The organism is Lysobacter sp. cf310 (genome assembly GCF_900114355.1).
Lineage (GTDB): Bacteria > Pseudomonadota > Gammaproteobacteria > Xanthomonadales > Xanthomonadaceae > Lysobacter.
This window is the reverse complement of record NZ_FOSS01000006.1, coordinates 114,064-140,825: the sequence shown is the minus strand read 5'-3', so window position 1 is coordinate 140,825 and position 26,762 is coordinate 114,064. Positions and strand designations below refer to the sequence as shown.

Here is a 26,762-nt window from a genome sequence, read left to right as displayed (position 1 = left end):
CATCCTGATTGCGACCTCGTCGTCCTGGGCTTGGCTTAGGCCGGCAGCTTGAAGTCGGCGACCGAGCGGCGCAGGTCGGCGGCCAACTGCGCCAGATTACCGATCGACTCGGCGGTCTGGTTGGCGCCCTGGGAGGTCTGCGAGGTGATTTGCTGAATCGTGTTCATGGTTTGAGTAATGTTCGAGGCCGCGCTGGACTGCTGCTGCGCCGCGCTGGAAATGCCTTGAATGAGGTTGGACAAGTCGGACGACACCTTTTCGATCTCGCCCAGCGCGGTACCCGCGTCCTCGGCCAGTCGGGCGCCGGCGACCACTTCCGAGGTCGTCTGCTCCATGGAGCTCACAGCTTCGTTGGTGTCGGACTGAATTGTCTGGACCAGCGTCTCGATTCGCTTCGTCGCGTTGGACGCGCGTTCCGCGAGTCGCTGCACTTCGTCGGCCACGACCGCGAACCCGCGGCCCGCCTCACCGGCCGAGGCGGCCTGAATTGCGGCGTTCAGCGCCAGGATGTTGGTCTGTTCCGAGATGTCGTTGATCAGTTCGACGATCGAGCCGATTTCCTGCGAGCTTTCGCCCAGTCGCTTGATGCGCTTCGAGGTTTCCTGGATCTGGTCGCGGATCGAGTCCATGCCCTGAATCGTCTGCCGCACCACGCCCGCGCCCTTGGTCGCGATCTGCACCGAGCGCTGCGCCACGTCCGCCGATTCGGCCGAGTTCTTCGACACCTGGTCGATCGAGGCCGCGATTTCGCTGATGCGGTCGGAGGCCGAGTTGATCTCCTGGGCCTGGTGTTCGGCGGCCTCGGCCAGATGCATGGCGGTGGCCTGGGTTTCCTGGGCCGAGGACGCCACCTGCACCGAGGTGTCGGTAATCGTCTGCACCAGGCTGCGCAGCTGTTCGACGGCGAAGTTGATCGAGTCCGCGATCGCGCCGGTCATGTCCTCGGTGACCGTCGCCTTCACCGTCAGGTCGCCTTCTGCGAGCGAACCCATTTCGTCCAGCAGGCGCATGATCGCCTCCTGGTTACGGTCGTTGAGTTCCTTGGTGGTCTGGTAGCGCTTCTGCTGGGCGCGGTTCAAGGAGAACAGCAAGCCGGCGATGGCGAGCAGCGCGACGATACCGGAGATGATCGAGACCAGGATGTGGCCGAGCGGGTTGGTGCTGCGCACCGAGCCGAACGAGGTGAAGGCGCTGAACAGGTTTTCGCTGTCGCTCAGCAGCTTTTCCGAGCCGCTGGTGATCGATTCGGCCGCGGCCTGCGCGGCGAACAGCTTGGGCGAGCTGGCCGCGATCGCGTCCAGGTCCTTCTTCATTTCGGTCCACAGCGCCTCGGCCTGGCCGAGCGCGGCGAGCGCGCCGCCGTTGCTCAGCGGCAGCACGCCGGTGGAGGTGTCGCCGCCCTTGCGCAGGCCGGTGAGGACGTTGCCGAACACCGCCGCGTCGCGGCCCAGCGCGTCGCCGGCCAGCGAGGCGCCGCTGCCGCCGGCGCGAATTTCGGTGATGCGGCGGGCCATGTTGCCGGCCAGCAAGACCTGGCGCAGGGCGATGTAGACCTGCGAGGAGGGCGAGCCGGAGGCCGACATCGCGCGCACCAGTTCGTCCAGGCGCGCCTGCAGCTGCGGCACGCGGCCGGAGAAGCTGTCGAAGTTGCCGGCCAGGTCCAGGACCTGCTTCTCGGAGTTCAGCACCTGGTCCGCGTTCTTGCCCAGCAGGTCCCAGGTATTGCTCACGGTCCCGATCGGGGCGGACACTTCGAAGGTGTTGCCGTAGACGTCGTTGAGCTGCTTGATGTCGCTGTCGATCTGGGTCTTGGTGGCCTTGAACGCCGCGAAGGCCTCCTTGGCGCCGCCGACCGCCTCTCGCCCCTGCACCGCGAGCTTCTGCGAGTTCACCTGCAGCTTCGAGGCCGAGGTGCTCGCGCCGCCCAGTCGCGCCGCCTTCCAGGTCGCGTAGCCCGTGTTCAAACCGAACACCGCCACCGAGATGCCCAGGATGATCAGCCAGGTGTTGACGCCCAGGTTGCGGCCCTTGCCGGCCACGTTGTCCATCACAGTGCTCATGTTCGACCTCAGAAAGTGTTGCTTATGCGGATTTGATGGTTTGGGCGGGGGAGCGGTTCGGGGTGCAGCGGTGTAGCCAGGGCAATGCGTATCGGTGCGGACCGGGGCCGGTCAGGCCGCGGCCTGGCGGAACTCGGGCGTGCGGGCCAGCCGTTCCAGGCTGAAGATCCCCCACGGGTGATCGGCCAGGCGGTAGGCCCGGTCGATGAAATTGGCGTAGCGGCCTTCGGCCATGCGTTCCAGCGCGATCTCGTCGGCCGCGACCAACTGCTGGTCGTTGAAGCTGCGCTGGCCGTAGAGCTCGTCGATCAGCACCGCGACGTCGCCGCCGGGCTGGCGCACCAGCAGCACGCGCTGGCTTTCGTGCAGCACGGTGCGGGTGCCCTCGAGGAACTGCTTGAGGTCGACCACCGGCAGCAAGTTGCCGCGCACGTTGGCCAGGCCGAGCATCCACGGCTGCGCGCCGGGCACCGCGGTGACCTGCGGCAGCGGCAGGATTTCCACCACCTCGTCGAAACCCGAGGCCAGGCGGCGATCGCCGATGCGGTAACCCACGCCGCGCCAGAGGCCCGGCGCGTCGAGCTGCTCGGGCAAGCCGACCACGTGCGCCAAGCTACGGCGCTCGTAATCGACCAGCACATCGAACGGCGACTGCGTGTTCATAGACCGTACCTGATGGCGTCAGCCGCCGAGCAACGCGCTGATGCGCGCGATGAGCTCGTCTTCGCGCGGCGGCTTGACGATGTAATCCTTGGCGCCCTGGCGCATGCCCCAGGCCTTGTCGGTGTCCATGCCCTTGGTGCTCACGATGAGCACCGGGATGGCGCTGGTCGCGGCGTCGCGCGACAGCGCGCGGGTCGCCTGGAACCCGTTCATGCCCGGCAGCACCACGTCCATCAGCACCAGATCGGGCAACTCGCGCTTGCACGCCTCGATGCCATCCTCGGCGCTGCCGGACGCGAACACCTGGTGTCCGTTGCGTTCCAGCAGCTGGGTCAGGACCGCCGTGTCGGTCGGCGAGTCCTCGATCAGAAGAATGCGTGCCATGTGATGCCCTACCCCCCGGTCAGGCGTGTACGTGCTTGCGGATCGCGTCGAGGAGTTCCTCGCGCGTAAACGGTTTGGTGAGGTACTGCTCCGAACCGACGATGCGTCCTCTCGCCTTATCGAACAGACCGTCCTTCGAGGACAGCATGATCACCGGCGTGCTCTTGAACAACTGGTTGTTCTTGATCAGCGCGCAAGTTTGATAGCCGTCCAAACGCGGCATCATGATATCCACGAAGATGATTTGTGGATGCTGGTCGGCGATCTTCGCCAGTGCTTCGAATCCGTCCGTGGCCGTGACCACCTCACAACCTTCGCGTTTCAACAGCGTCTCGGCGGTACGACGGATGGTCTTGGAATCATCGATCACCATGACCTTCAAACCGTCGAGGCTGCCGTTACGAGCCTCATCGAGCATTCTTTGTATCCCCCGGAGCGAAACGCCGCGCAATCCCCGGCGCGTCGCGAAGATGCCTTTATTCCAAGCCGCGCGCATGCTGTCAAGCACGCGTTTTTCCAGCAATAAAGCTGAACGCGTGGACCATGGCGCCCGCCGAGCCCTGAGGCTGCGGCTGGCGCGAGGGCCCGTTCGCGTCCGAGCGTGCGCACGAATTGGGTCGGTCCCGTCGGGAATCCGGCGAAGGCCGACCCGACGAGTCAGAAAGGGCCCGGCAAGGACCAATCCTGACGCTACATGATGGCAGATATCGATGACCCGCCTGCTACCATCGCGCACATTTCCAGGTACGAATCGCCCATGCCGCTCGACATCGTCGTCGTGATGGACCCGATCGGGTCGATCAAGATCGCCAAAGATTCCACCTTCGCGATGCTGCTGGAAGCGCAGCGAAGGGGCCACCGACTGCACTATGTGCGCCCCGGTGCGCTGAGTTTGCGCAACGGCGAGGCCCTGGCCACGGTCGCCCCGCTGACGGTGCGCGAGGACCCCAAGGGCTGGTACGAACTGGGGCCCTGGTCACAACTCGTGCTCGGCCGCGGCCATGTGCTGCTGATGCGCAAGGACCCGCCGGTCGACGCCAACTACCTGCACGACACCCAGATCCTGAGCGTGGCCCAGAACGCCGGCGCCCTGGTCGTGAACGACCCCCAGGGCCTGCGCGACTACAACGAGAAGCTGGCCGCCCTGCTGTTCCCGCAGTGCTGCCCGCCCACCCTGGTCAGCCGCGACCCGGCCGAGCTCAAGGCCTTCGTGCAGGAGCACGGCGAGGCGGTGCTCAAGCCGCTGGACGGCATGGGCGGGCGCTCGATCTTCCGCGCCCGCGCGGGCGAGGCCAACCTCAACGTGATCCTGGAGACCCTGACCGGCGACCACGGCCTGGCCCTGGCCCAGCGCTACCTGCCGGAGATCGCGCAGGGCGACAAGCGCATCCTGCTGGTCGACGGCGTGGCGGTGGACTATTGCCTGGCGCGGATCCCGCAGGGCGACGAGTTCCGCGGCAATCTGGCCGCCGGCGGCCGCGGCGAAGGCCGCCCGCTGAGCGAGCGCGACCGCTGGATCGCCGCCCAGGTCGGCCCGGAGCTGCAGCGCCGCGGCATGCTGTTCGTGGGCCTGGACGTGATCGGCGACTACCTGACCGAGGTCAACGTGACCAGCCCGACCTGCATCCGCGAGCTGGACGCCCAGTTCGGCCTCAACATCGCCGGCCTGCTGTTCGATGCCATCGAAGCCCGGGCGGTGCGGGCGGCATGAGCGCGGCGGCGGCCCCTGCCCCCGGCGGCGCCAGTCTGGACGGCGAGGGCCGCTTCAGCGCGACCATGGTGCTGTCCCTGCTGATCCACGGCGTGTTCGTGCTCGGCGTCGGCTACGCCCTGGAGCAGGCCGCGCCGGTGATGCCGACCCTGGACGTGATCCTGACCCAGACCTCGACCGCGCTCACGCCCAAGCAGGCCGATTTCATGGCCCAGGCCAACAACCAGGGCGGCGGCGAGCACGACAAGAGCAGCCGCCCGCGCGAAAACCAGTCCGGCCCGGCCCCGCAGCCCGAGCCCGGGGTGGCCGCGCGCGCCCTGCAGGCGCAGTCGCCGGCCCCGGCCCCGCCGCCGCAGGCGCGGGTGATCAGCTCCTCGCGCGGCGAATTCGTGGCCGCGCGCGCCCAGGCCACCACCCCGCCCAGCGAACGTCCGCTGCCGGTGGGCCCGGAAAAGATCGAGCGCGACATCCGCATGGCGCGCCTGGCCGCCGAGATCCACCTGCGCTCGGAGCGCTACGCCAAGCGACCCAAGCGCAAGTTCGTCTCCGCCAGCACCCAGGAATACGCCTGGGCCGGCTATCTGCGCGGCTGGGTCGACCGGGTCGAGCGCGTCGGCAACCTCAATTACCCCGACGAAGCGCGCCGACGCCGCCTGCAGGGCCAGGTCGTGATCAGCGTGGCGGTGCGCCGCAACGGCAGCGTCGAACGCGCCGACATCGTCCAGTCCAGCGGCATCCCACTGTTGGACGCCTCGGCGCTGCGCATCGCCCGCCTGGCCGAGCCCTACCCGCCGCTGCCGCACACCGACGAAGACCCCGACATCCTGCACGTGACCCGGACCTGGCAGTTCCTGCCGGACGGGGCCCTGGTCGACGACTGAGCCGGCCGCGGCCGGATTCCTAGCGCCAGGACGCGCTCGCCGCGAACACGGCGAGCGCCGCACGATCCGGCCGCAAAGCCGGCCTCACAGCGACTTCCAGACCGGTCCCTCGCCGCTGCGCCAGTACACGCCCAGCGCCTTGGCGTACAGGGATTTCGCCGGCACCAGGCCGAAGTAGCGGCCGTCCTGGCTGTTGCCGCGGTGGTCGCCCATCACCAGCACCTGGCCCGGCGGAATGACCGCGTCGAGGACGTCGGGGCCGCCGCCGGCATCCAGATTCAGCCGCGCGCGATGCGCGCCGAACCGTTCGACCTCCGGCTCGCTCGCCGAGGCCATCGGCAGGCCGTCGATCGCCAGATGCCCGTCGATCACGCTGACCCGGTCGCCGCCGACCGCGACCACGCGCTTGATCAGACGGGTGCCGTCGGCCGGCGACTTGAACACGACCACGTCGCCGCGTTGCGGCTCGCCGCGCGCCAGCAGCGTGGTTTCGGTGAACGGAATCCGCAGACCGTAGGCCGACATGTCCACCGCGACCCGGTCGCCCGGCATCAGGGTGTGCTCCATCGAGCCGCTGGGCACCACGTAGTGATTGGCGAACGAGGTGCGCGCCACGGTCAGCAAGACCAGCATCACCAGCAGGGACCGACCTTCGCTGCGCATCCAACCGCGCAGACCGGGCTGCCTTCCCTTATTCGTCATGGCGCTTTCTCCTTAAGGTGTGCAGGAGTGACCCGCGCGGCATCGTCGGAGTTCCCACACGCCTAGGCCGGACGTCATGGCGACCAATGGGGCGGTAGGCGACTAGAACACCGGCGCAGTCTTTAAGCGCCGCGCAACTGCTTCAGCAGATGACGGCTCAGCAACTCGCACGGATCCAAGGCGATCAGACGTTCGATCAGAGCCCGATCGCATTCGTCCGGACGCTTGATCCAGTACCAGTACACGCCATTGCGGTAGTGCTCGGCGCCGGGAATTCCATCGCCGGTATCGTCTTGCGCGGAGCCGCCATCTTCGAGGAAAAGCTGCAGCTGCGCTTGGAAAAACTCGTCGGGATACAGGTCCAGATCCAGCCACTGGCGAGGCAGCCGGATGAGCGCGGCAAACTCGGACTTATCCATCGTTCTTGCGACGACCGCGATCAGCGACTGGCGCGCAGCGCGCGTTGCTGCTCGATCGTCAACGCAACGTTGTTGCGCAGATAGGCGGGCTCAACGCGTTCCGGCGCCAGCGCTTCGCCGCGCGCGTAGGCGGCGACCGCGAGCCGCGCCACGTCGCCGGCGGTCGGCAGGGCGCCGGCGTCGATCGCCAGGAAGCGCGTGCCGAGATGCCGCGCCAGCGCACCGTCGGCAGCGCCGAAGCCGGTGCCCACGCCCAGCCAGCCGTCGCGGTCGTCGGGCAGCGTGGCGGCTTCCGGCGCGAGCACGGCCTCGGCGTCCAGCGCGAACGCGTCGCCGTCGCGCAGTTCGAAGGCGCCGGTGTAGACCTCGCCCATGCGCGCGTCGATGCAGGCCAGGACGCGCTGAGGCTCGCCGATGCTCGCGTCGGCAAGCGGAGCGCGAATCATGTCGATCGCGCACGGCGCGGTGCGCGCGCCCAGGGCCAGGGCCGCGAGGGTCGACACCGCCACGATCGGCCGGTCCAAGGCCAACGCGATGCCCTGCCCGATCGCGATCGCCAGGCGCACCCCGGTGAACGCGCCCGGGCCGCGGCCCAACGCGATCGCGTCCAGCTGCGACTTGCGGATCCCGGCTTCGGCCAGCAGCTGCTCGGCCCAGGGCAGGGACAGCTCGGCGTGACGGCGCGGCGCGAGCTCGTGGCGCTGGCGCAGTTCGCCGTCGATCCACAGCGCGACCGAACAGGCCTCGGTCGCGGTTTCGAAGGCGAGCAGTTTCATGCGGCGTGACTCATGCGGGTCTCAGGCCGGCGGCGCGGTCGAAGCGTCGTCGGGCGCGGGCTGCCATAGCTCGATCAGCGCGCCTTCGGGATCGACCACGTAGCCGAACTTGCCCTGCTCGCTTTCCTCGTAGCGATCCAACACCTGGCAGCCCTCGGCGCGCAGCGCGGCCAGGGTGCCGGCGAGGTCGTCGACGCGGTAGTTGAGCATGTAGGGCTTGTCGCTGGGCTTGAAGTACTCGGTGTCGGCTTTGAACGGCGACCACACGGTGCAGGCGCTTTCGCCGGTGTCGGCGCGGTTCCAGAACATCAGCGCGCCGCCCCAGTCCTGGGCGTCGATGCCGAGATGGCGCGCGTACCACTGCGACAGCGCGGCCGGGTCCTGGGCCTTGAAGAACACGCCGCCCAGGCCGTGCACGCGCGGCTTGCGGCCCTGATCGTTGTCAGTCACGGTCCTGCTCCTGGCTGGGGTCCTGACTGGATTCTAGCGACTCGGCCCGCGCCGCATCGGCGCCGGGGGCGAAGAACGCGGCCACGTCGGCGATCTCGCGGGTGCGCGGCAACGGCGGCAGCGACTCCATGAACACCCGGCCGTAGCTCTTGGACTGCAGGCGCGGGTCGCACAGCACCAGCACGCCGCGGTCGGTCTCGGTGCGGATCAGGCGGCCGGCGCCCTGCTTGAGCGCGATCACCGCCTGCGGCAGCTGCTCGTCGCGGAAGGGATTGCCGCCGCTGCGGCGGATCGCGTCCAGGCGCGCCTCGAACACCGGGTCGTCGGGCGCGGCGAACGGCAGCTTGTCGATCACCACCACGCTCAGCGCCTCGCCGGCCACGTCCACGCCTTCGCGGAAACTGGCCGCGCCCAGCAGCACGCCGTTGCCGGACGCGCGGAAGCGCTCCAGCAGCACCGGCCGCGGCGCCTCGCCCTGCACGAACAGCGGCCAGGGCCCGCCGCGCAGCAGCTCGGCGGCCTCGCGCAGGGCGCGGTGCGAGGCGAACAGCACGAAGGCGCGGCCGCCGGAGGCTTCCAGCACCGGCCGCAGCTTGTCGACCAGGCTTTCGTTGTAGTGGCGCACCATCGGATCGGGCAGCCCGCGCGGCAGATAGCACAGCGCCTGGCGCTCCCAATCGAAGGGGCTGGGCGCCAGCAGGGTCTGCGGTTCGACCAGGCCGAGCTTGTGCGCGTAATGCTGGAACTGGCCGCCGACCGCGAGCGTGGCCGAGGTGAACACCCAGGACGCGCGCGAGCGCTCGCGGTGCTCGGCGAGCGGACCGGCCACGTCCAGCGGCGTGCGGCTGAGACGGAAGCCGCGCGCGGTGAGCTCGTACCACAGCACGCTGGCGTCGGCCTGCGGCGGCGTCGGCTCCTCGCCGAAACCTTCGTCGTCGATGCTCGTCGGCAGCGGCATGCGCACTTCGAAGTCGTCGCCCTGCTCGTCGACGATATCGTCGGCTTCGCCATGGCGGCGCGGTTCGCCGCGCCAGCGGCGCAGGCGCGATTCGAATTCCTTGGCGCGCGCGTGGCAGCCGTCGAAACCGGGGGCGGCCTCGCGCAGCGGCGCCAGCGCGGTCTGGATCTGCTGCAGCGACGCGGCCAGCACGTCGAAGGCGTACTCGACCGCGGGCAGCTCGGCGGCGCGCTTGCGGGTCGCGCGCACCGGCAGTTCGTCCATCGCCGCGCGCAGCGCGCGCACGGCCTGTTCCAGGTCGCGCGCCGGCCCCTGCATGACCGCCAGCGAGCCCGGCGAATGCTTGCACTCGGCCAGGGCGTCGCGCGCCAGCTCGACCAGCGGGCGCGCGCTCAGCGCCTCGCCGAAGAACTGCGCGGCCAGGTCGGGCAGCTGATGCGCCTCGTCGACCACGAAGGCCTGCGCGCCCGGCAGGATTTCGCCGAAGCCCTCCTGCTTCAGGGCCAGGTCGGCGAGCAACAGATGATGGTTGACCACCACTATGTCGGCGGCCTGGGCACGCTGGCGCGCCTGCACCACGAAGCAATCGCCGAACATCGGGCACTCACTGCCCAGGCAGTTCTCCGCGGTCGAGGTGACCATCGGCAGCAGCGGCGAGTCCTCGGGCAGGGCTTCGAGCTCGGCCAGATCGCCCATGCGCGTGCGCCCGGCCCAGGACACGATGCGCTGAAACTGCGCGGCCAGCTCGCGGCTGCCGAAGCGCGGCTCGCCCTGGGCCTGCTTCATGCGGTACAGGCACAGGTAGTTCGCGCGGCCCTTGAGCAAGGCGGTTTTCAGCCCGACGCCGAGCGCGTCGCGCACGCGCGGCAGGTCGCGGTGATAGAGCTGATCCTGGAGCGCGCGGGTGCCGGTGGAGACGATGGTCTTCAGACCCGACAACAGCGCCGGCACCAGGTAGGCATAGGTCTTGCCGGTGCCGGTGCCGGCCTCGGCCAACAGGGTGCCGCGCGACTCGAACGCGTCGGCGATCGCCGCCGACAGGTCCTGCTGGGCCGGGCGCGGCGCGAACGCGGCGATGCTGCGCGCGAGGTCGCCGCCTTCGCTCAACGCGGCGCGGCTGGCGACGCCGAGGCGGCCAGGTTCCATTACGCCCACCCCCTCGCCTTCAATACCGCGGCGGCGCGGAAACGGTGCAGGCGTCGGCCTGCGCGCGCGCGGCGGCGACGTCGCGGCCGGCCTGGGAGATGCGCGCCAGCACGGCGTCGAACTCCTCCTTGTAGACCGGCGTGGTCTTGAGCACGTCCAGGCGCGATTGGCGCACCGCCGCGATCGTGCTCCAGTGGCGGCGGCACAGCGGCCCGACCTTGGAGCCGCCGTCGTAGGCCTGCTTGGCGTAACGCTCGGCATCGTCGAGCTTGCGCAGCAGCAGCGCCGCTTCGGCGCGCTCCTGCAGCAGGGCCGGGTCGCTGGCGTTGATCGCCAGGGCCTGGTCCAGCGCGGCGGCGGATTCGGCGTACTTGCGCTGCTTCTCCAGCGCGCTCGCGCTCTGGCGCAGGTCCTCGACGCGGTTGTCGCGCAGGGGTTGCACGTCGAGCTCGCGCGCGGCCACCGCCGATTTGCGGATCGCGGCGACCGCGGCCTCGGCGTCGTACGGCGGTTGCGGCGGCGCCTGCGGGGCCGTGCTGCAGGCCGCGCACGCGACGCTCAAGGCCAGCCACACGCTGGTACGGAACCTCATACGCACTTCACTGCTCCTGCTGCTCCGGCGCCGGCTCGGCCGGCGCCTCTTCGTCGTCGCGCTTGCCGATACCGAACCAGTCGCGCCAGCCGCCGCCTTCGGACTCCGGCTCGGCCTGCGGCATCGGGCACGGCGCGTAGTCGGGGGCGAAACCGGCGACGAAGGCGAAACGGCGCGCGCTGGCGCAGCCCGGGTCGGTGGTGTTCTGGTTGACGATGAACTGCCAGTCGATGCCCTTGTCGCCGACCTGCAGCGGCGCGCTGGGCAGGCGCGAGAAGATCGACGACCACACCCGCATCGCGCCGGTGGCGCCGTACAGGCCGGTTTCCTTGTTCTGGTCGTTGCCGACCCAGATCACCGCCAGATGATCGCCGGTCCAGCCGGCGAACCAGCTGTCGCGGCCGTCGTTGCTGGTGCCGGTCTTGCCGGCCGGCGACAGACGGCCGAGGCCGTCGTTGACGAGCTGGCGGCCGGTGCCGCTGGACACCGCCTGCTGCAGCGCGATGGTGATCAGACGCGCCGCGATCGCATCGCCTTCCTGCGCCGGCGCCGGTTCCTTGTCGTAGCGGTTGACCGCCTTGCCGTTGGCGTCCAGCACGCCGCGCACCGCGTGCAGCGGCTGGATCTCGCCGCCGGAGGCGAGGAACTGGTACAGCTGCGCCATCGCGTACGGGCTTTGATCGACCGCGCCCAGGATCAGCGAGGGGTTCGGATCGGCCTCGATGCCGGCCAGGGTCTTGATCAGGCCGGCCACGCGCTCGGGCGCGACCTGCATGCCCACGCGCACCGTGGCCTGGTTGTAGGACTGCGCCAGGGCGTCGACCAGGCGCACCGTGCCGTGGCTGCGGCCGTCGGAGTTGCCCGGGTTCCAGCGCTTGCCCTTGCCCAGGGTGACGGTGACCGGCGAATCGTCGACGTAGCTGGCCAGCGAGTACTTGCCCGGCTGGGCCAGCGCGAGCAGATACACGAAGGGCTTGAGCAGCGAGCCGACCGGACGTTGCGCTTCGACCGCGCGATTGAAACCGTGCTGGGCGACGTCGCGGCTGCCGACCACGGCCACCACTTCGCCGTTGTGCACGTCGGTGACCACCAGGCCGGCCTGCAGCGGCGGGCGGCGCTTGCTGTCCAGGCTCTTGAGCGTGCGGGCGACCGCGCCTTCGGCCTGGGCCTGCGCCGACGGCGCCATGCCGCTCATCACGCTCAAGCCGGCGCCGGCCAGCGCGTCGGCCGGATAGTCGCGCGCGAGCTGGCGGCGGATCAGGTCGACGTAGGCCGGGAAGCGGTTGGCGGCGGTGCTGCCCGGCGTCTTGGTGATGCCCAGCGGGGTCTTCAGCGCACGCTGGTACTCGGCGTCGTCGATCAGCTGGGTCTCGTGCATCTCGCCGAGCACGAAGTTGCGCCGGTCCAGCGCGCGCTCGGGATTGCGGCGCGGATCGTAGTAGGACGGTCCCTTGACGATGCCGATCAGCAGCGCGATCTGCTCGGTGCTCAGGTCGCGCAGGTCGCGGCCGAACCAGAACTCGGCGCCGGCGGCGACGCCGTGGATCGCCTGCGAGCCGCGCTGGCCCAGATAGACCTGGTTGAAGTAGGCCTCGAGGATGGTGCGCTTGTCGTAGCGCGCCTCGATCAGCAGCGCGTACAGGATTTCCTTGGCCTTGCGGGTCGGGGTCTGCTCCTGGCCGATGCCGAGCAGGCCGCTGCGCGCGAGCTGCTGGGTCAGGGTGCTGGCGCCCTGGCGGGTGCCGGTCGCGGTCTTGAAGGCCGCGCGGATCATGCCGGAGATATCGATGCCGAAATGGCTGTTGAAATCGCGGTCCTCGACCGCCTGCAGGCCGGTGACCAGCAGCTCGGGCACGTCCTCGATCCGGACCAGGCGGCGCTCCTCCTGCTTCTGCCCGTACAGGGTGGCGATGCGGGCCGGATCCAGGCGCGCGACCTTCAGCGATTTCTTGTTGCCGGCCTCGCGCAGGCTGGCCACGCGGCCGCCCGACAGCACCACTTCGATCCGGCGCCCGGCGATCGCGCCGTCGACGTCGTTGTAGCCGCGGCTGGAGATGGTCCAGCGCCCGCCCTCGCGGGCGTAGGTGCCGGTGCGCGCGCCGGCGCCGTCGTCGCGGTAGGCCGACGCGTCCAGCTCGGTCTTGAGCGTGGTCGCATCCAGGGTTAAGCCGGGAGTCAGTTCCAGCGGGCGGGCGTAGACGCGCGTGGGGATCTGCCAGCGCAGCTGACCGAAGCGCTGCCCGACCTCGTGATTGAGGTAGAGCGTATATGGGATCAGGAAACCCAGCCCCAGGCCGATCGCAGCCAGGGTCCAGGTGACCAGGCGCCGTTTCCAGGTGGGGGCGGCGCCGTCGTGCGAGCGGGCGTCGTCGGAGCTGTCGTCTTCGTCGTAATCGATTCGGGCCACGGCATGGGACAATGACGGGGCTGCGCCCTCGTAGCCATCGAGTCTAACGCAGCCGGCCGGCGCCGCCGCGCGGCGGGCCCGGCCACCGTATCCGTATTAGGGAATCCCTTCAGCAATGGCGAGCGTTCGATGGCGATGAGTTGGACCGATCTTCGGTTTATGTTGGACCGGGGAACGGGTCTGGCGCGACGCGGCCTGATCAGCCTGCGTACCCGCGGTCTCGCCGCTTCCTGGCAGCGCGTGCTGCGCCAGTTCCGGCGCGTGCCCGACGCCCAGCGTGCGGCCCTGTGGCTGCCGCAGGAGCAGCCCTTCGCCCCGTTCGCGCTGCCGACCTCCGAGCGCCCGCGCGCCAGCGTGGTGATCCCGGTCTACAACCAGTTCGCCCACACCCTGGCCTGTCTGCGCGCGCTCGCCGCGCGCGCGCCCGCGGCGGCGTTCGAAGTGATCGTGGTCGACGACGGCAGTTCCGACGCCACCGAAGCCTCGCTGCGCCAGGTCGCCGGCCTGCGCTACCACCGCCGCGTCCGCAACGGCGGCTTCATCGCCGCCTGCAACGACGGCGCGGCGATGGCGCGCGGCGAGTACGTGGTCTTCCTCAACAACGACACCATCCCGCAGCCGGGCTGGCTGGACGTGCTGCTGGCGACCTTCGACGAACAGCCGAACGTCGGCCTGGTCGGCGCCCAGCTGGTCTACCCGGACGGCCGCCTGCAGGAAGCCGGCGGCATCGTGTTCGCCGACGCCAGCGGCTGGAACTACGGCCGCTTCGACGCCCCCGACCATCCGCGCTACGCCTTCCTGCGCGACGCCGACTATTGCTCGGGCGCGGCGATCGCGCTGCCGACCGCGCTGTTCGAGCGCCTGGGCCGTTTCGACACGCGCTACGCGCCGGCCTACTACGAAGACACCGACCTGGCCTTCGCGGTGCGCGCCGCCGGTCTGCGCGTGGTCTACCAGCCCAAGTCGCGGGTCGTGCATTGCGAAGGCATCACCGCCGGCACCGACACCGGTTCGGGCGTGAAGGCCTACCAGGTGCGCAACCGCGGCGTGTTCGCGGAAAAGTGGCGCGAGACGCTGGACGCGCAATGGCCGGCGAACACGCCGGCCGACCGCGCCGCGCACGCGCGCGGGCGCCGCTGCGTGCTGATCGTGGACGCGCTGGTGCCGCAGCCGGACCGCGATTCGGGTTCGCTGCGCCTGGTCAATCTGATGCGGCTGCTGCTGGAGGAAGGCGCGCAGGTGGTGTTCCTGCCGGCCAACCGTGCCAACGACGGCCGCTATACCGAAGACCTGCAGCGCATGGGCGTGGAGGTCTGGCATGCGCCGCACGCGCAGCGCGCGCCGGCCTGGCTGCGCGAGCACGGGCCGCGCTTCGACACCGTCATGGTCTGCCGCCATTACGTGCTGCGCGAACTGCTGCCGCTGCTGCGCAAGTACGCGCCGCAGGCCCGGCTGGTGTTCGACACCGTCGACCTGCACTACCTGCGCGAACGCCGGGGTGCCGAAGTCGCCGCCGACCCGGCGCTGGCGCGCGCGGCCGAGGCCACCCGCAAGCTGGAGTTGGACATCATCGCGCGCTCCGACGCGACCTTCGTGGTCAGCGAGGTCGAGCGCAGCTTGTTGGCCCAGGACGCGCCGCAGGCCCGGGTCGACATCCTGTCCAACCTGCATCGCGTCGCCGGCGCCGGCCGCCCGTTCGAACAGCGCCGCGATCTGGTCTTCGTCGGCGGCTTCCGCCATCCGCCGAACGTGGACGCGGTGCGCTGGTTCGCGACCGAGGTGTTCCCGCTGATCCGCGCCGAGCTGCCGGAGCTGCGCTTCCACTGCATCGGCGCCGACGCGCCGCCGGAGATCGCCGCGCTCGCGGCACAGCCCGGCATCGAGATCCACGGCCATGTGCCCGACCTGGACCCGTACATGGACGGCGCGCGCATCGCGGTGGCGCCGCTGCGCTACGGCGCCGGCGTCAAGGGCAAGGTCAACCTGAGCATGGCCCATGGCCAGCCGGTGGTGGCCACGCGCTGCGCGGTCGAAGGCATGCACCTGCGCGACGGCGAAGACGCCCTGGTCGCCGACGACGCCGCCGGCTACGCGCAAGCGGTGCTGCGCCTGTACCGAGACCCGGCGCTGTGGCAGCGGCTGTCGGAGAACGGCCTGCGCAACGTCGAAACGCATTTCTCGCTCGACGCCGCGCGCGACGTGGTGCGCAGGGTGCTATTGAGGCAGGAGTGAGTTTGGAGCAGTGAGGAGCGAGCGACAGCGTTCTCCTCCGGGCACAGCCGAACACACGCCTCGGCCTCGCACGCACCGCCGCGTTGCGGCGATCGTGGCCAGATCGCAAGCCGATTTCCCGACGCCCTGCCACACCGCGCGAACGATGCGGTTCGCCTACGGCTCACCACATCCTACGACCGGCATAGCGCGCGCCGTTGCCGTTGCCGTTGCCGTTGCCGTTGCCGCGGCATTGAAGCCCAAAAGCCCCGCACTCATCCGACCAACCGTAGACCCGAAGGGCGGCGCGCAGGACGCGCGCCGTTTTTCGAATGGACAAGGATGTCCATTCGAAAAATCCCGGCGCCAGCCCCGAACCCGCAGGGGAGGTTTGGTCACGCTAGCCCTTCTCTTTGGTTACTTTTGACCGAAGGGAATCCAGACGGACTCTTGGGCTAGCAAGAGAAAGTGACCCGCATGCGCAGCAGGCGGAAGCCTTTGACCTTCGGTCAGAAAAGACGAAAGCAAAGCAAAAGCAAATCCTCCCCAACCCTCCTTTTTCAAAGGAGGGAGCTCTAGGAGCAAGAGCCTGCTGGCGTTCAGCCGTGCACGAACCTGCGGTTCGTAAGCCGCGCGACTTCACCCTTTTCCAAAGGAGGAGCTAGGAGCAAGAGCCTGCCGGCGCTCAGCCGTGCACGAACTTGCGGTTCGTAAGCCGCACGGTTTCACCCTTTTTCAAAGGAGGGAGCCAGAAGCAAGAAAAGGTAGCCCGGGTGCGCAGCAGGCGGAATCTTTGACTTTCGTGACAAGCCGACGAAAGCAAAGCCGCGCCGCCCTCAGTTCGCCCCAGGCGCAGCCGCGCGCACGCGCCTGGCGAAGTCGTCCAGACCCGGCGCCCCCGGGTCCAAGCGGCGCGCCGCGTCCAGCGCCGATTGCGCCGCGCGCAGCTCGCCCGCGCCCAGACGCTCGTCGCCGACCGCGATCCAGCGCTGGGCCAAGCGCCGGCGCGCATCGCCCAGCGCCGCCCCCTCGCCTTCCAGCGCGCGGCGCGCGTCCAGGCATTCTCCGGCGCGGCTGAGGCGGTTGCCGCGCAGCTCGTCCTCGAAACAGCGGCGCGCCGCCGGCAGCAGACGGCCCGCGGCGGCGCGCACCTTGGGGTCCTGCGGCGCGATCGCCTGCGCCGCGCGCAGCTTGTCGTAGGCGCTGTCGCCGGGCGGCGCCAGCAGTTCGCCGCGCGCCTCGGCGGCCGCGGCCTCCTCGAGCAGGCGGCGCAGACGCTGCTGGCGCTGCGCGACCGGCAGCTCGCCGCCCAGGCGCTTGCGCGACTGGCGCGCGCGTTCCAGGTGCTGACGCGCCTCGCTCACCGCCGCCGTCCCCGGCGCGATCGCGTCGGCCTCGCGCAGGGCGGCAGCGGCTTCGTCGAAGCGGAAATCCGCGGCCAGGCGTTCGCTACGTTGCGCATACGCCGTCGCGACCGCGCTCAGGCCGCGCTGGGCCGCGGCGTCTTCGGGCAGCGCCGTCAGCAGGTCGCGATAGCCTGCGGCGGCTTCGGGCAGGCGACCGCGGCGCAGCGCGCGCTCGGCCTCGCCGCGGCCGGCATCGGCGCGACGCGCGAGGTCGGTCAGCGCGTCGGGCAGTTCGCTATGGCCGGGATCGGCGGCCTGGACGCGGCGGATGCGCGCCGCGCCGGCCAGCAGATCGCCGTGGGCCAGAGCCTGACGCGCCTGCTGCAGCAGATCGGCCAGGGTGTCCTCGCGGCCCTCCAGGGCTTCGACGCGCTCGGGCTGCAGCGCCAGCACGCGCTGGTACAGCGGCAGCGCGGCGCTTTCGCCGTCGTCGAGGTGGCCGGCCGCGCGCGCGCTGGCGGCCTGCGCCAGCAACTGATCGAGGCCGGCGTCGGCGGCTTCGCGCGCGCGCAGGCGTCGCTCCAGCGCTTCGGCCTGGGCGCGCGGCACCGCCAGCTCGGCGGCCAGGGTGAGGGCGGCGTGGGCGTCGGCGTAGCGGCGCTGCGCGATCGCGCGTTCGGCCTGCGCCAGCGCGGCCTGGCCGACCTGGGTCAGGCCGGCGCGCGCTTCGTCGCGGTCCGGATCCAGGGCCAGCGCGGCCTCGTAGAGTTGGCGCGCGCCGCGGCCGTCGGCGGAACTCAATCGGCCTTCGCGCAGGGCCTGCGCGGCATCGCTGCGCAATTGCTGCAGGCGCGAATTCGGCCATAACCGGTCCGACAGCGGCTGGCGCAGCAGCACCAGCGCGAGCAGGACCAGCATCACCGCGCCGGCGGCGCCCCAGCCGAACCAGGGCTGCGGGCCCGGCGGCCGCTGCGGGCGCTCGCGGCGATCGAAACGCAGCTCGTTCCAACGCCCGAATTCGGGCTCGATCCGCGTCGGCGCGGGACCCGGCGCGTGCGCGCCGGCGGGCGGGTTGCGGTCGTTGCGGGGCGGGCGTTCTGACGTCACGGCCGAAGCATAGCCCCGTCGTGGCTGCGTCTGAGTGACGGTGGCGACGGGCGCGGGATGGCGCGGCGCCGAAGACGCCTCAGCAGCGCTGCGCCTGCTCCACGCCGGGCAGCGAGGACAGCTTGCCCAGCAGGGTCGAGAGCTGGCCGTAGTCGGCCACCCGCAGGCGCAGACGCAGGCGCACGCGCGCGCCGCTGCGTTCGACGTCGCTGCGGATGCTGACCACATGGGCGTTGCCTTGCGCGATCAGGTTGGTGACTTCCTTGAGCAGCCACTTGCGATCCAGCGCCAGTACTTCGATGTCGGTCTCGTAGCCGCTGCCCTTGCGCCCCCACTCCACCGGCAGCACGCGCTGCGGCTGGCCCGCGGCCAGGCGCTCGAACGCGGCGCAGCCGGGTCGGTGCACGCTGACGCCGCGGCCGCGGGTGAGGTAGCCGACGATGGGCTCGCCCGGCAGCGGCTGGCAGCAGCGCGCCAGCTGCACCAGCAGGTTGCCGACGCCTTCGACGGTGAAGTCGGTGCTCTTGCTGGGGCGCCGGCGCGGGGCCGGCGCCAGGGTGGTGACTCCGCTCGCCGGCGGCGGCGCGGCGGCGGCGCGTTCGTGCTCGTGCAGGGCGCGCCCGACCTGATGCGGGCCGAGATCGCCCAGCGCCACCTGCACGTAGAGCTCGGCGTCGTTGCTCAGATTGAAGCGTTCGCGCGCGGGTGCCAGGTCGGCGCCGAGCAGGCCGAGCCGGCGCAGTTCCTTGTCCAGCAGCTCGCGCCCGGCCTGTTCGTTGCGCGCGCGGTCGAGTTTGTGGAACCAGGCCCGGACCTTGTCGCGCGAACGTCCGCTGGCGAGAAAACCGTTGGCCGCGACCAGCCAGTCGCGGCGCGGTTCGCCGGTCTTGGCGGTGAGGATCTCGACGCGGTCGCCGCTGCGCAGCTTGTGGTCCAGCGGCACGATGCGGCCGTCGACCTTGGCGCCGCGGCAGCGATGCCCGACCTCGGTGTGGACGTGGTAGGCGAAGTCCAGCGGCGTCGCCCCGGTCGGCAGGTCGATCACCTCGCCCTTGGGCGTGAGCACATAAACCCGATCCTCGACCAGCTCGGTGTCGAGTTCGCCGGCCAGGGTCGCGTCGCCGCCGTCGCGGCCGCCCTCGCCGTGGGCGTCGAGCAGCTTGCGCATCCAGGCGATCTTGCGGTCGAACGAGGCGTCGGCGGCCTGGCTGCCGACCTCCTTGTACTTCCAGTGCGCGGCCACGCCGAGCTCGGCCTGGCGGTGCATGTCGTGGGTGCGGATCTGCACCTCCAGGGTCTTGCCTTCCGGCCCGACCACGGCGGTGTGCAGCGAGCGGTAATCGTTGCGCTTGGGCCGGGCGATGTAGTCGTCGAACTCGCTGGGGATCGGCGTCCATTGCGCGTGGACCACGCCCAGCGCGGCGTAGCAGGCGGCCAGATCCTCGACCATCACCCGCACCGCGCGCAGGTCGTAGAGCTCGCCGATCGGCACGTCCTTGCGCTGCATCTTCTTCCAGATGCTGTAGATGTGCTTGGGCCGGCCGGCGACCTCCGCGCCCTGCAGGCCGGCCGCGGCCAAGGCCCCGCGCAGGGTGCGCTTGACCTGTTCGATGTAGCGCTCGCGGTCGCCGCGCTTCTCGTCGAGCAGGCGCGCGATCTTCTGGTAGGTCTGCGGTTCCAGGTAACGGAACGCCAGGTCCTCCAGTTCCCATTTCAGCTGCCAGATGCCGAGCCGGTTGGCGAGCGGGGCGTGGATGTCGCGGGTCAGCGCGGCCAGTTCGCGGCGCGCGTCCGGCGCCAGGGCGTCGGCGTTGCGCATGCGCGCGAGCTGGCGCGCCAGCAGGATCGGTACCACCCGCAGGTCGCGCACGATCGCCAGCAGCAAGCGGCGCAGGCCTTCGTGGCCGGAGCGCGCGCCGTGCTCGGCGTGCAGGGTCCAGACCTGGGCGGCGGCGCGCTGGCCGTCCAGCAACGCGGCCACTGCCGGGAATTGCTTGTCCAAGGCCGCGCCCAACGCCGCCGCCAAGCCCGGATAGGCATGCAGCAGCGCGGCCGCGACGGTGTCGCCGTCGGCGCCGAGCAGGCCCAGTGCGTCCAGGGTGGCCGCCACCACCGGCGGCGCGTCCAGCGCGTCGCGCGTGGCGGCCGGGTCCTGCGCGGCCTGCTCCAGGCGCTGCCGCAGCGGACCGGCGATCGCCGCCGCCGAGGCGTGCGCGAGCGCGGTCTGGACCGGAGTGGGGGCGGAAGGCGATGCGTTCATCGCGGATTGCGTATCGGGATCGAAGCGGTTTGGGGGAGCGTCTACACTAGCCGCCAACCGACCCGAGGAACAGCACATGCTCCGCACCCGTCCGCTGATCGTCGCCACCCTGCTCGCGCTGGCACCGCTGGCCGTTTTCGCCCAATCGCTGCCGCCGATCCAACAGGAGATGACGCCCGAGCAGTTCAAGGCCGCGGGCCTGGACAAGCTCAGCGCGGAGGAGCTGGCCCGCCTCAACGACTGGCTCAACCGCAAGATCGGCGACGAGAGCGCCAAAGCCGCCAAGAGCGCCAAGGAAGTGATCGAGACCGAACACCGCGGTTTCTTCAACTTCGGCGGCTCCAGCGAACCGATCGTCTCGCGCATCAGCGGCGAGTTCCGCGGTTTCGGCCGCGGCCGCCAGTACACGCTCGACAACGGCCAGGTCTGGCAGCAGTCCGACGACGCCACGCTGGCCGGCGTGAAGCTCAGCAATCCGGAAGTGAAGATCAATCCGGGCCTGATCGGCAACGTCTGGTATCTGTCGGTGCAGGGCTACAACGCCCGCGCCAAGGTCCAGCGCACCAAGTGACGCCATGGCCGTGCGCGCGGCGCACGGCTTTGCCATTGCCTCGCCCCTCGCAGGCGGAGTGAGCGGATGCGCTTGCCAGCCATGGGCTCGCGCATTCGCGAACGCCCGAGCGCCACGCGCTCGGGCCGGGGCGGCAAGTCGCGCCGTATCCGGATGGCGCTGAAGTAACTCCTTGCAGGCCGAGCGCGAACCAGCGGCTCGCAGCGAGCGCCCTCCCCCGCCTTCGCGAAGACGACGAGCAAACGGCAACGCGACGGCCGCGCGCTCCAATCCCGACTGTGGTGGCCACCGCCACCGTTACCCGTGTCAAGAAACTGTCACGCCACCGCAATAGTGTGGGCGGCCTGAGCGCGCCGCCTGCTGCCGCCTTACTCCGGCTGGCGACCGCGCCTGTACCCGACTCCGCTGTCGCCAGGCCCGAATCCATGCCTCGATTCCACCGCACCGCCCTCCTGCTCGCGCTCGCCCTGCTGCCCGCCCTGGCCGGCGCGCAGACCGCTTACCGCAACGTCGAACGCCGCCTCAGCCCCGAACAATTGCGCGAGACCGGCCTGGACGCGCTCACGCCCGCCCAGCTGGCCCTGCTCAACCGCCTGCTGCGCGAGGACGCCGAACGCGAGGCCGCGGCCGCGCCGCCGGCTCCCGCTCCGGCGTTCGCAAGCGTCGCGCCCAGCCGCGACGATGCCGGCCTGCTCGAAGGCGCCGGCGATGGCCCGATCCGCAGCCGTCTGGTCGGCGAAATCGCGCAGTGGGCGCCGGGCACCGTGTTCGCGCTGGAGAACGGCCAGCAGTGGCGCGTGCTCAAGGGCAGCCTGAAGCTGCCCAAGCCGATGCAGGCGCCGGCGATCGTGGTGGTGCCGGGCGTGAGCGGGCGCTGGTTCCTGCAGGTGGATGAGGATCTGCCCAAGGCGAGGGTGCAGCGGATCAAGTGAGGCAATGACCCGCACGCGCAGCGTGCGGCTTTGCCAGTGCTCCATCCCCGCGGAAGCGGGGATCCAGCGACTAGGCGTTGTGCCGCCGGTGCGAGAGTAGGTGCGACGCACGAGGCTTCGCCGAAACGTCACCCCCGCAACTGCGCCAACCGATTCGCCAGCTTCTTCGGCGACACCCCGCCGCGCACGCCCAGCTCCTGCGCGAACAGCGACACCCGCAGCTCCTCCAGGTCCCAGCGCAGCGCCTGCCAGCCCGCCGAACCGGCGTGGCCGGCGGCGTTCGCGGCCGCCAGCGCGTCGGCGAACGGCTTGAGTTCCAGCATCCGCGCCTGGTCGCGCACCGGGTCGCGCAGGGCGCGTTCGCCGCGCAGCGCCAGCGCCTTGAGGTAGCGCGGGTACTCGCGCAACGCTTCGGCCGGCACCTCGCGCAGGAAGCCCGGCGGGGTCAGCGTCGCCAGTTGCTTGCGCATGTCGTCGAGGTTGCCGCTGGCCCAGCCCATCAACGGCGATTCCAGCTTGGCGCGCGCCTCGGCGACCGCGCCCAGGATGACTTCGGCCTGACGCAAGCGCTCCATCGCTTCCGGGAACAGCTTGCGCGCGACGGCCTCGCGGCGCGCCTCGAACGCGGCCGCATCGCGCACCTGCTGCAATTCGTCGTCGTCGCCCAGCAGCGAGCGCAGCGCGCCGCCGGCCAGGTCGTCGCGCAAACGATCGCTGTCGCGCGGACCGTCGGCGCGCGGCGCGGCCGATTCGATCGCCGCGTACAGCAGGCCGGTCTTGGGCGACACCGGCAGTTGCTTGCGCGCCTGCTTGAGCTTGTCGGCCAGCGCGATCGCCAGCAGCCGGCGCACCCCGTCCGGATGCGCGCGCAGCGCGGCCTCGCGCTCGGCGTGCACGCGCAGGGACACGCTGTCGCCGTCGTCGTGCAGAGCCGGGAACGCCGGCACGCCAGCCGCGCCGGGCACCGAGACCGGGATCGGTGGCTCGGGGAAAGTCAGCAAGCCGCGCTGGCCCAGGCCGTCGGCGGCCCGCGCCGCGAACGCGCGCGCCGCGCGCTCGCCGAAGCGCGCGCGCAACTCGTCCAGATCGCGCGACTCGGCCAGCACCAGCGGTTCGCTCTTGCGTCCACCGCTCTTGTCGTCGCCGGCATCGAGCAGACGCAGGTTCATGCGCAGATGCGCTTCGATCGCGCTCGGATCGAAATCGGTGGCCGCGACCTCGGTGCCGGTCAGTTTGCGCAGGAAGCGCGCGAGCGCGCCGGCCAGATCGTCGGCCTCGGGCTGGGTGTGCGCTTGCTGAAAGGCCTTGGCGAAGTCCGGCGCGGGCACGAAGTTGCGGCGCAGGGTCTTGGGCAGCGACTTGATCAGCGCCGCCGCCTTGTCGGCGACGAAGCCCGGCGCCAGCCACGACAGCTGGGCCGGATCCAGCGCGTTGAGCAGATGCAGCGGCACCGCCAGGGTCATGCCGTCGTCGGGCGCGCCGGGCTCGAAGCGATAGCGCACCGCCAGGCGCGCGTTGCCGAGCTGCAGATAAGGCGGAAACCGCGCAGCCTCGCTCTCGCCGCCGACCATCAGGTCCGCATTGGACCATTCCAGCGCCGCTTTCTCGGCAGCCGACAACTTGGCGTACCAGGCGTCCAGGGCCTGCGCGTTATGGATCTGCGCGGGCAACCGGTCCAGGTACCACTGCGCCATCCACTCCTCGTCGACCACCAGGCCGGCGCGACGCTGCTTGGCCTCTTCGTCCAGCGCCTTCGCAAGCGTGGCCAGGTTGCGCTGCAGGAAGGCGGCGCGGGTGTTGATCTCGCCGGTGACCAGGGCATCGCGGGCGAAGATCGCGCGGCTCTCCTCCGGGAACAGCGCGCCGTAGTGCACCGGCCGCTTCGGCGCCAGCACCAGGCCGAACAGGCTGATCTGCTCGCTGCCGACCACGCGGCCCTGCGAACGCGCCCAGCGCGGGTCGTGATAACGGCGCGCGAGCAGATGCGGCAGCTCCTGGATCGCCCAATCCGGCTCGATCCCGGCGTTGGTCATCGACCACACTCGCTCGGTGTCGAGCAGGGTCGCGGCCAGCACCCACGGCGGCGGCTTCTTGGCCAGCGGCGAGCCGGGGAACAGCTGGAACTTGCGGCCGCGCGGGCCGTCGTAAAAGCCTTTGTCGCCACGCTGGCCGATCTGGCTGGGCAGACCGGCCAGCAGCGCGCGGTGCAAGGTGGCGTAGGCGGAGGCGTCGTAGCTGACGGCCTCGTCTTCGCCGGGCTTGCGCGCTTGCCCACCCTGGCGCGACAGGCGCGCTCGCGGATCGTCCTGCCCGCTCGCCCGTGGCCGGGCGCTCGCGGCCGCAGCCTGCGGCTCATGAGCGCGGTCGCTCGCCCACCCCAGCTCCTCGCACAGCAGCTTGAGCTGACGATGCAGCTCGCGCCATTCGCGCATGCGCAGGAAACCCAGGAAGTGCTTCTCGCACCAGCTGCGCAGCTTGGACTGGGTCAGCTCCTCGTGCGCGCTCTGGTAGGCCTCCCACAGTTTGAGGATGCCGACGAATTCCGAGCGCGGATCGGCGAACTCGGCGTGCGCGGCGTCGGCCGCGCCACGCTGATCGGCCGGGCGTTCGCGCGGGTCCTGGATGCCGAGGAAGGCGGCGATCGCGATCATCTCGCGCAGGCAGCCGTGGGCCTGCGCGGCCACCAGCATGCGCGCCAGTTTCACGTCCACCGGCAGGCGCGCCATGCTGCGGCCGACCGCGGTCAGGCGGCGCTGCTCGTCGACCGCGCCCAGTTCGGTCAGCTGCTGCCAGCCGTCGGCGATCGCGCGGCTGTCGGGCGGCTCCAGGAACGGGAAGTCCTCGATGATGCGTGCCGCGCCGCCGGCGTCGGCCTCGCCCGCGCGCTTGCCGGCGCGGCCGTCGATGCTGCCCAGGCCCAGCGAGAGCATGCGCAGGATCACCCCGGCCAGGGCGGCGCGGCGGATTTCGGGATCGGTGTAGCGCGGCCGCGATTCGAAATCGGCCTCGCTGTAGAGCCGGTAACAGGTGCCTTCGCTGATGCGGCCGCAGCGGCCCTTGCGCTGGTCGGCGCTGGCCTGCGAGACCGGCTCGATATGCAGACGGTCGAGCTTGCCGCGCGGGCTGTAGCGCTTCACCCGCGCCAGGCCGGGGTCGACCACGTAGCGGATGCGCGGCACCGTCAGCGAGGTCTCGGCGACGTTGGTGGCCAGCACGATGCGGCGCTTCGGACCGGGATTGAACACCCGGTCCTGGTCGCGCACCGACAGCCGCGCGTACAGCGGCAGCACTTCGGTCTCGCGGTATTTGCGCCGTTCCAGGGCCTGGTGGGCGTCGCGGATCTCGCGTTCGCCGGACAGGAAGATCAGCACGTCGCCGCGCGGGTCCTCGCGGGTGATCTCGTCGCAGGCGGCGACGATGCCGTCGTTGACGCTGCGCTCGCCCTGGCGCGCCTCGCGCACGCGCCCGTCGGCCGTCTCGCTCTCGCCTTCGCCTTCCAGCGGCCGATAGCGCACCGACACCGGATAGCCGCGGCCTTCCACGCTGACCACGGGCGCATTGTCGAAATGGGCGGCGAAACGCTCGGTATCGATGGTCGCCGAGGTCACGATCAGCTTGAGGTCGGGGCGCTTCTTCAGCAGTTGCTTCAGATAGCCGAGCAGGAAGTCGATGTTGAGGCTGCGCTCGTGGGCCTCGTCGATCAGGATGGTGTCGTAGGCCGACAGCCAGCGGTCGGACTGGATCTCCGCCAGCAGGATGCCGTCGGTCATGAATTTGATCGCGGTGCGCTCGCCGACGTTCTCGTTGAAGCGCACCTGGTAGCCGACCGCGCCGCCGACCGGAGTGTTCAGCTCCTCGGCCACGCGCCGCGCCACCGCGCGCGCGGCGATCCGGCGCGGCTGGGTGCAGCCGATCATGCCGGCCGCGCCGCGCCCGGCCGCCAGGCATAGCTTGGGCAACTGGGTGGTCTTGCCGGAACCGGTCTCGCCGGCGATCACCACCACCGGGTGCGCGCGAATCAGCGCCACGATCCGCTCGGCCTCGGCCGCGATCGGCAGCGAGGCCTCGACCGGCGCGCTGGGCAGGGCCGCGGCGCGCGCCTCGCGCTGCGCCACCGACACCGCCAGGGCCTGCGCGAACGCGTCGCGCGCGGCCGCGTCGGCGGGCTTGCCGCTCCAGCGCGACCACAGCCCGTGCAGACGGCCGCGGTCGCGGCTCATCGCGCCATCGATGGCGCGCCGGGCCTGGCGTAACGCGGCGCTAGCGTTCGTGGCGCTAGCATCGTCGGCAGGTGATTGTTTGGAGGACTCGTTCTTCATCGATAGATCGTCTGCATCGCAGCGCTAGGCACAAACCATTTCACATCGGCGGCGACAGCGCCTATTGTCGTCGCAATGCCGGAAAAACCCTATCCGGCGCCCTTTCCCACCCATCCGCATCCCCACACAAGGACAGAGCCCCCCATGGCCAAGTCGACCAAGCCCGACAAGAGCAAGACCAGCAAGACCAAAGCCGCCAAGCCGCTGGCGCAGGCCGCCTCGCCCGCGCCGGGCAGCAGCGCGCCGTCCATCGATATCGGGATCTCGCCGGCCGATCGCAAGAAGATCGCCGAGGGCCTGTCGCGCTTCCTGGCCGACAGCTACACCCTGTACCTGAAGACCCACAACTTCCATTGGAACGTGACGGGCCCGATGTTCAACGCCCTGCACGTGATGTTCGAAACCCAGTACACCGAGCAGTGGACCGCGCTGGACGAGATCGCCGAGCGCATCCGCGCCCTGGGCTTCAACGCGCCGGGCTCCTATGCCGAGTTCGTGCGCCTGAGCTCGATCCCGGAGGAGCCGGGCCTGAGCGACGCCGCCGATTGGCGCGAGATGGTCCGCCAGTTGGTGGTCGGCAACGAAGCCGTGTGCCGTACCGCGCGCAAGGTACTCGACCAGGCCGACGACGTCGACGACGCCCCGACCGAGGACCTGCTGACCCAGCGCCTGCAGACCCACGAGAAGTACGCCTGGATGCTGCGCTCGCTGCTGCAGTAAGCGATTAGCCTAGCCCCTTGTGGGAGCGGCGTGAGCCGCGATCGGGTCGGGACCGCCGCTGCGCGGACGCTCCGAATCGCGGCTCACGCCGCTCCCACAGGGGCAGCTACCGATGGCGGCCGACCTCGTCGCCCCTGTCGGCCGGTA

20 protein-coding genes are annotated in these 26,762 nt (G+C 70.6%); 6 read left to right on the top strand and 14 right to left on the bottom strand.

The window, feature by feature from the left end:
• Positions 1 to 35: 35 nt before the first annotated feature.
• The 4 genes from BMZ45_RS19280 to pilG form a co-directional block, all read right to left on the bottom strand.
• Positions 36 to 2,060 (bottom strand): methyl-accepting chemotaxis protein, encoded by a 2,025-nt coding sequence (locus BMZ45_RS19280; RefSeq protein ID WP_091638142.1) that lies wholly within the window; start codon positions 2,058 to 2,060, stop codon positions 36 to 38.
• Between the two features lie 111 nt (positions 2,061 to 2,171).
• Positions 2,172 to 2,723, bottom strand: coding sequence for a chemotaxis protein CheW (locus BMZ45_RS19275; RefSeq protein ID WP_056182272.1), 552 nt, complete (start codon positions 2,721 to 2,723; stop codon positions 2,172 to 2,174).
• Positions 2,724 to 2,741: 18 nt separating this feature from the next.
• Positions 2,742 to 3,107 (bottom strand): response regulator transcription factor, encoded by a 366-nt coding sequence (locus BMZ45_RS19270; RefSeq protein WP_056182274.1) that lies wholly within the window; start codon positions 3,105 to 3,107, stop codon positions 2,742 to 2,744.
• A gap of 19 nt (positions 3,108 to 3,126) precedes the next feature.
• Entirely contained in the window at positions 3,127 to 3,525 is a 399-nt protein-coding gene (pilG, locus tag BMZ45_RS19265; protein ID WP_055900524.1) for a twitching motility response regulator PilG, read from the bottom strand.
• A gap of 339 nt (positions 3,526 to 3,864) precedes the next feature.
• On the opposite strand from pilG, the gene gshB reads away from it, so the two are divergent.
• A complete protein-coding gene (gene gshB, locus BMZ45_RS19260) occupies positions 3,865 to 4,818 on the top strand; it encodes a glutathione synthase (protein ID WP_091638141.1) in 954 nt (317 codons plus the stop codon).
• Positions 4,815 to 5,699 (top strand): energy transducer TonB, encoded by an 885-nt coding sequence (locus BMZ45_RS19255; RefSeq protein ID WP_091638140.1) that lies wholly within the window; start codon positions 4,815 to 4,817, stop codon positions 5,697 to 5,699. Before gshB ends, BMZ45_RS19255 begins: the two co-directional genes overlap by 4 nt.
• A gap of 84 nt (positions 5,700 to 5,783) precedes the next feature.
• Here the strand turns inward: BMZ45_RS19255 and lepB are convergent, their stop codons facing one another.
• The 7 genes from lepB to mrcB all read right to left on the bottom strand — a co-directional run bounded on the left by lepB (position 5,784) and on the right by mrcB (position 13,140).
• Complete coding sequence (gene lepB / locus BMZ45_RS19250; RefSeq protein ID WP_091638139.1) at positions 5,784 to 6,401, bottom strand: signal peptidase I; 618 nt, start codon at positions 6,399 to 6,401, stop codon at positions 5,784 to 5,786.
• Positions 6,402 to 6,523: 122 nt separating this feature from the next.
• A complete protein-coding gene (locus tag BMZ45_RS19245; RefSeq protein ID WP_091638138.1) occupies positions 6,524 to 6,820 on the bottom strand; it encodes a hypothetical protein in 297 nt (98 codons plus the stop codon).
• A 20-nt stretch (positions 6,821 to 6,840) separates the two neighbouring features.
• Entirely contained in the window at positions 6,841 to 7,596 is a 756-nt protein-coding gene (tsaB, locus tag BMZ45_RS19240; protein WP_091638137.1) for a tRNA (adenosine(37)-N6)-threonylcarbamoyltransferase complex dimerization subunit type 1 TsaB, read from the bottom strand.
• Between the two features lie 21 nt (positions 7,597 to 7,617).
• Complete coding sequence (locus BMZ45_RS19235; RefSeq protein WP_091638136.1) at positions 7,618 to 8,046, bottom strand: VOC family protein; 429 nt, start codon at positions 8,044 to 8,046, stop codon at positions 7,618 to 7,620.
• A complete protein-coding gene (locus BMZ45_RS19230) occupies positions 8,039 to 10,150 on the bottom strand; it encodes an ATP-dependent DNA helicase (protein WP_091638135.1) in 2,112 nt (703 codons plus the stop codon). Before BMZ45_RS19230 ends, BMZ45_RS19235 begins: the two co-directional genes overlap by 8 nt.
• 19 nt (positions 10,151 to 10,169) lie before the next feature.
• Positions 10,170 to 10,742, bottom strand: coding sequence for a hypothetical protein (locus BMZ45_RS19225; protein ID WP_139215589.1), 573 nt, complete (start codon positions 10,740 to 10,742; stop codon positions 10,170 to 10,172).
• Positions 10,743 to 10,749: 7 nt separating this feature from the next.
• Positions 10,750 to 13,140 (bottom strand): penicillin-binding protein 1B, encoded by a 2,391-nt coding sequence (mrcB, locus tag BMZ45_RS19220; protein WP_091638244.1) that lies wholly within the window; start codon positions 13,138 to 13,140, stop codon positions 10,750 to 10,752.
• A gap of 138 nt (positions 13,141 to 13,278) precedes the next feature.
• On the opposite strand from mrcB, the gene BMZ45_RS19215 reads away from it, so the two are divergent.
• Positions 13,279 to 15,381 carry a glycosyltransferase gene (locus BMZ45_RS19215; protein ID WP_091638134.1) on the top strand — a complete coding sequence of 701 codons (2,103 nt, stop codon included), beginning with the start codon at positions 13,279 to 13,281 and terminating at the stop codon, positions 15,379 to 15,381.
• An 815-nt stretch (positions 15,382 to 16,196) separates the two neighbouring features.
• Here BMZ45_RS19215 and BMZ45_RS19210 read toward each other — a convergent pair.
• Positions 16,197 to 17,813: a hypothetical protein gene (locus tag BMZ45_RS19210; protein WP_254776700.1), complete on the bottom strand. Its 1,617-nt coding sequence runs from the start codon at positions 17,811 to 17,813 to the stop codon at positions 16,197 to 16,199.
• A gap of 79 nt (positions 17,814 to 17,892) precedes the next feature.
• The gene (locus BMZ45_RS19205) at positions 17,893 to 20,073 is read right to left on the bottom strand and encodes a RelA/SpoT family protein (protein ID WP_091638133.1); all 2,181 of its coding nucleotides are present in this window, start codon (positions 20,071 to 20,073) and stop codon (positions 17,893 to 17,895) included.
• 76 nt (positions 20,074 to 20,149) lie between these two features.
• Here BMZ45_RS19205 and BMZ45_RS19200 point away from each other — a divergent pair, with 76 nt between their 5' ends.
• Both BMZ45_RS19200 and BMZ45_RS19195 read left to right on the top strand, forming a co-directional pair.
• Positions 20,150 to 20,644, top strand: coding sequence for a hypothetical protein (locus BMZ45_RS19200; protein ID WP_091638132.1), 495 nt, complete (start codon positions 20,150 to 20,152; stop codon positions 20,642 to 20,644).
• 425 nt (positions 20,645 to 21,069) lie between these two features.
• On the top strand, positions 21,070 to 21,576 hold the full coding sequence (locus BMZ45_RS19195) for a hypothetical protein (protein ID WP_091638131.1): 507 nt from the start codon (positions 21,070 to 21,072) through the stop codon (positions 21,574 to 21,576).
• A 128-nt stretch (positions 21,577 to 21,704) separates the two neighbouring features.
• Here BMZ45_RS19195 and hrpA read toward each other — a convergent pair whose 3' ends face one another.
• Positions 21,705 to 25,895 carry an ATP-dependent RNA helicase HrpA gene (gene hrpA / locus BMZ45_RS19190; protein WP_254776699.1) on the bottom strand — a complete coding sequence of 1,397 codons (4,191 nt, stop codon included), beginning with the start codon at positions 25,893 to 25,895 and terminating at the stop codon, positions 21,705 to 21,707.
• Positions 25,896 to 26,039: 144 nt separating this feature from the next.
• Between hrpA and BMZ45_RS19185 the strand changes: the two genes are divergently transcribed.
• Positions 26,040 to 26,615: a Dps family protein gene (locus BMZ45_RS19185; RefSeq protein WP_056182314.1), complete on the top strand. Its 576-nt coding sequence runs from the start codon at positions 26,040 to 26,042 to the stop codon at positions 26,613 to 26,615.
• The last annotated feature ends 147 nt before the right edge of the window (positions 26,616 to 26,762 follow it).

What these genes read in the sequence shown, in the direction of transcription:
- BMZ45_RS19280 (WP_091638142.1), bottom strand. Translation starts at nt 2,060, where the DNA reads ATGAGCACTGTGATGGACAACGTGGCCGGCAAGGGCCGCAACCTGGGC.
- BMZ45_RS19255 (WP_091638140.1), top strand. Translation starts at nt 4,815, where the DNA reads ATGAGCGCGGCGGCGGCCCCTGCCCCCGGCGGCGCCAGTCTGGACGGC.
- BMZ45_RS19185 (WP_056182314.1), top strand. Translation starts at nt 26,040, where the DNA reads ATGGCCAAGTCGACCAAGCCCGACAAGAGCAAGACCAGCAAGACCAAA.
- BMZ45_RS19205 (WP_091638133.1), bottom strand. Translation starts at nt 20,073, where the DNA reads ATGAACGCATCGCCTTCCGCCCCCACTCCGGTCCAGACCGCGCTCGCG.
- BMZ45_RS19245 (WP_091638138.1), bottom strand. Translation starts at nt 6,820, where the DNA reads ATGGATAAGTCCGAGTTTGCCGCGCTCATCCGGCTGCCTCGCCAGTGG.
- BMZ45_RS19230 (WP_091638135.1), bottom strand. Translation starts at nt 10,150, where the DNA reads ATGGAACCTGGCCGCCTCGGCGTCGCCAGCCGCGCCGCGTTGAGCGAA.
- BMZ45_RS19275 (WP_056182272.1), bottom strand. Translation starts at nt 2,723, where the DNA reads ATGAACACGCAGTCGCCGTTCGATGTGCTGGTCGATTACGAGCGCCGT.
- pilG (WP_055900524.1), bottom strand. Translation starts at nt 3,525, where the DNA reads ATGCTCGATGAGGCTCGTAACGGCAGCCTCGACGGTTTGAAGGTCATG.
- gshB (WP_091638141.1), top strand. Translation starts at nt 3,865, where the DNA reads ATGCCGCTCGACATCGTCGTCGTGATGGACCCGATCGGGTCGATCAAG.
- BMZ45_RS19215 (WP_091638134.1), top strand. Translation starts at nt 13,279, where the DNA reads ATGGCGATGAGTTGGACCGATCTTCGGTTTATGTTGGACCGGGGAACG.
- BMZ45_RS19225 (WP_139215589.1), bottom strand. Translation starts at nt 10,742, where the DNA reads ATGAGGTTCCGTACCAGCGTGTGGCTGGCCTTGAGCGTCGCGTGCGCG.
- hrpA (WP_254776699.1), bottom strand. Translation starts at nt 25,895, where the DNA reads ATGAAGAACGAGTCCTCCAAACAATCACCTGCCGACGATGCTAGCGCC.
- lepB (WP_091638139.1), bottom strand. Translation starts at nt 6,401, where the DNA reads ATGACGAATAAGGGAAGGCAGCCCGGTCTGCGCGGTTGGATGCGCAGC.
- BMZ45_RS19270 (WP_056182274.1), bottom strand. Translation starts at nt 3,107, where the DNA reads ATGGCACGCATTCTTCTGATCGAGGACTCGCCGACCGACACGGCGGTC.
- BMZ45_RS19195 (WP_091638131.1), top strand. Translation starts at nt 21,070, where the DNA reads ATGCCTCGATTCCACCGCACCGCCCTCCTGCTCGCGCTCGCCCTGCTG.
- BMZ45_RS19200 (WP_091638132.1), top strand. Translation starts at nt 20,150, where the DNA reads ATGCTCCGCACCCGTCCGCTGATCGTCGCCACCCTGCTCGCGCTGGCA.
- tsaB (WP_091638137.1), bottom strand. Translation starts at nt 7,596, where the DNA reads ATGAAACTGCTCGCCTTCGAAACCGCGACCGAGGCCTGTTCGGTCGCG.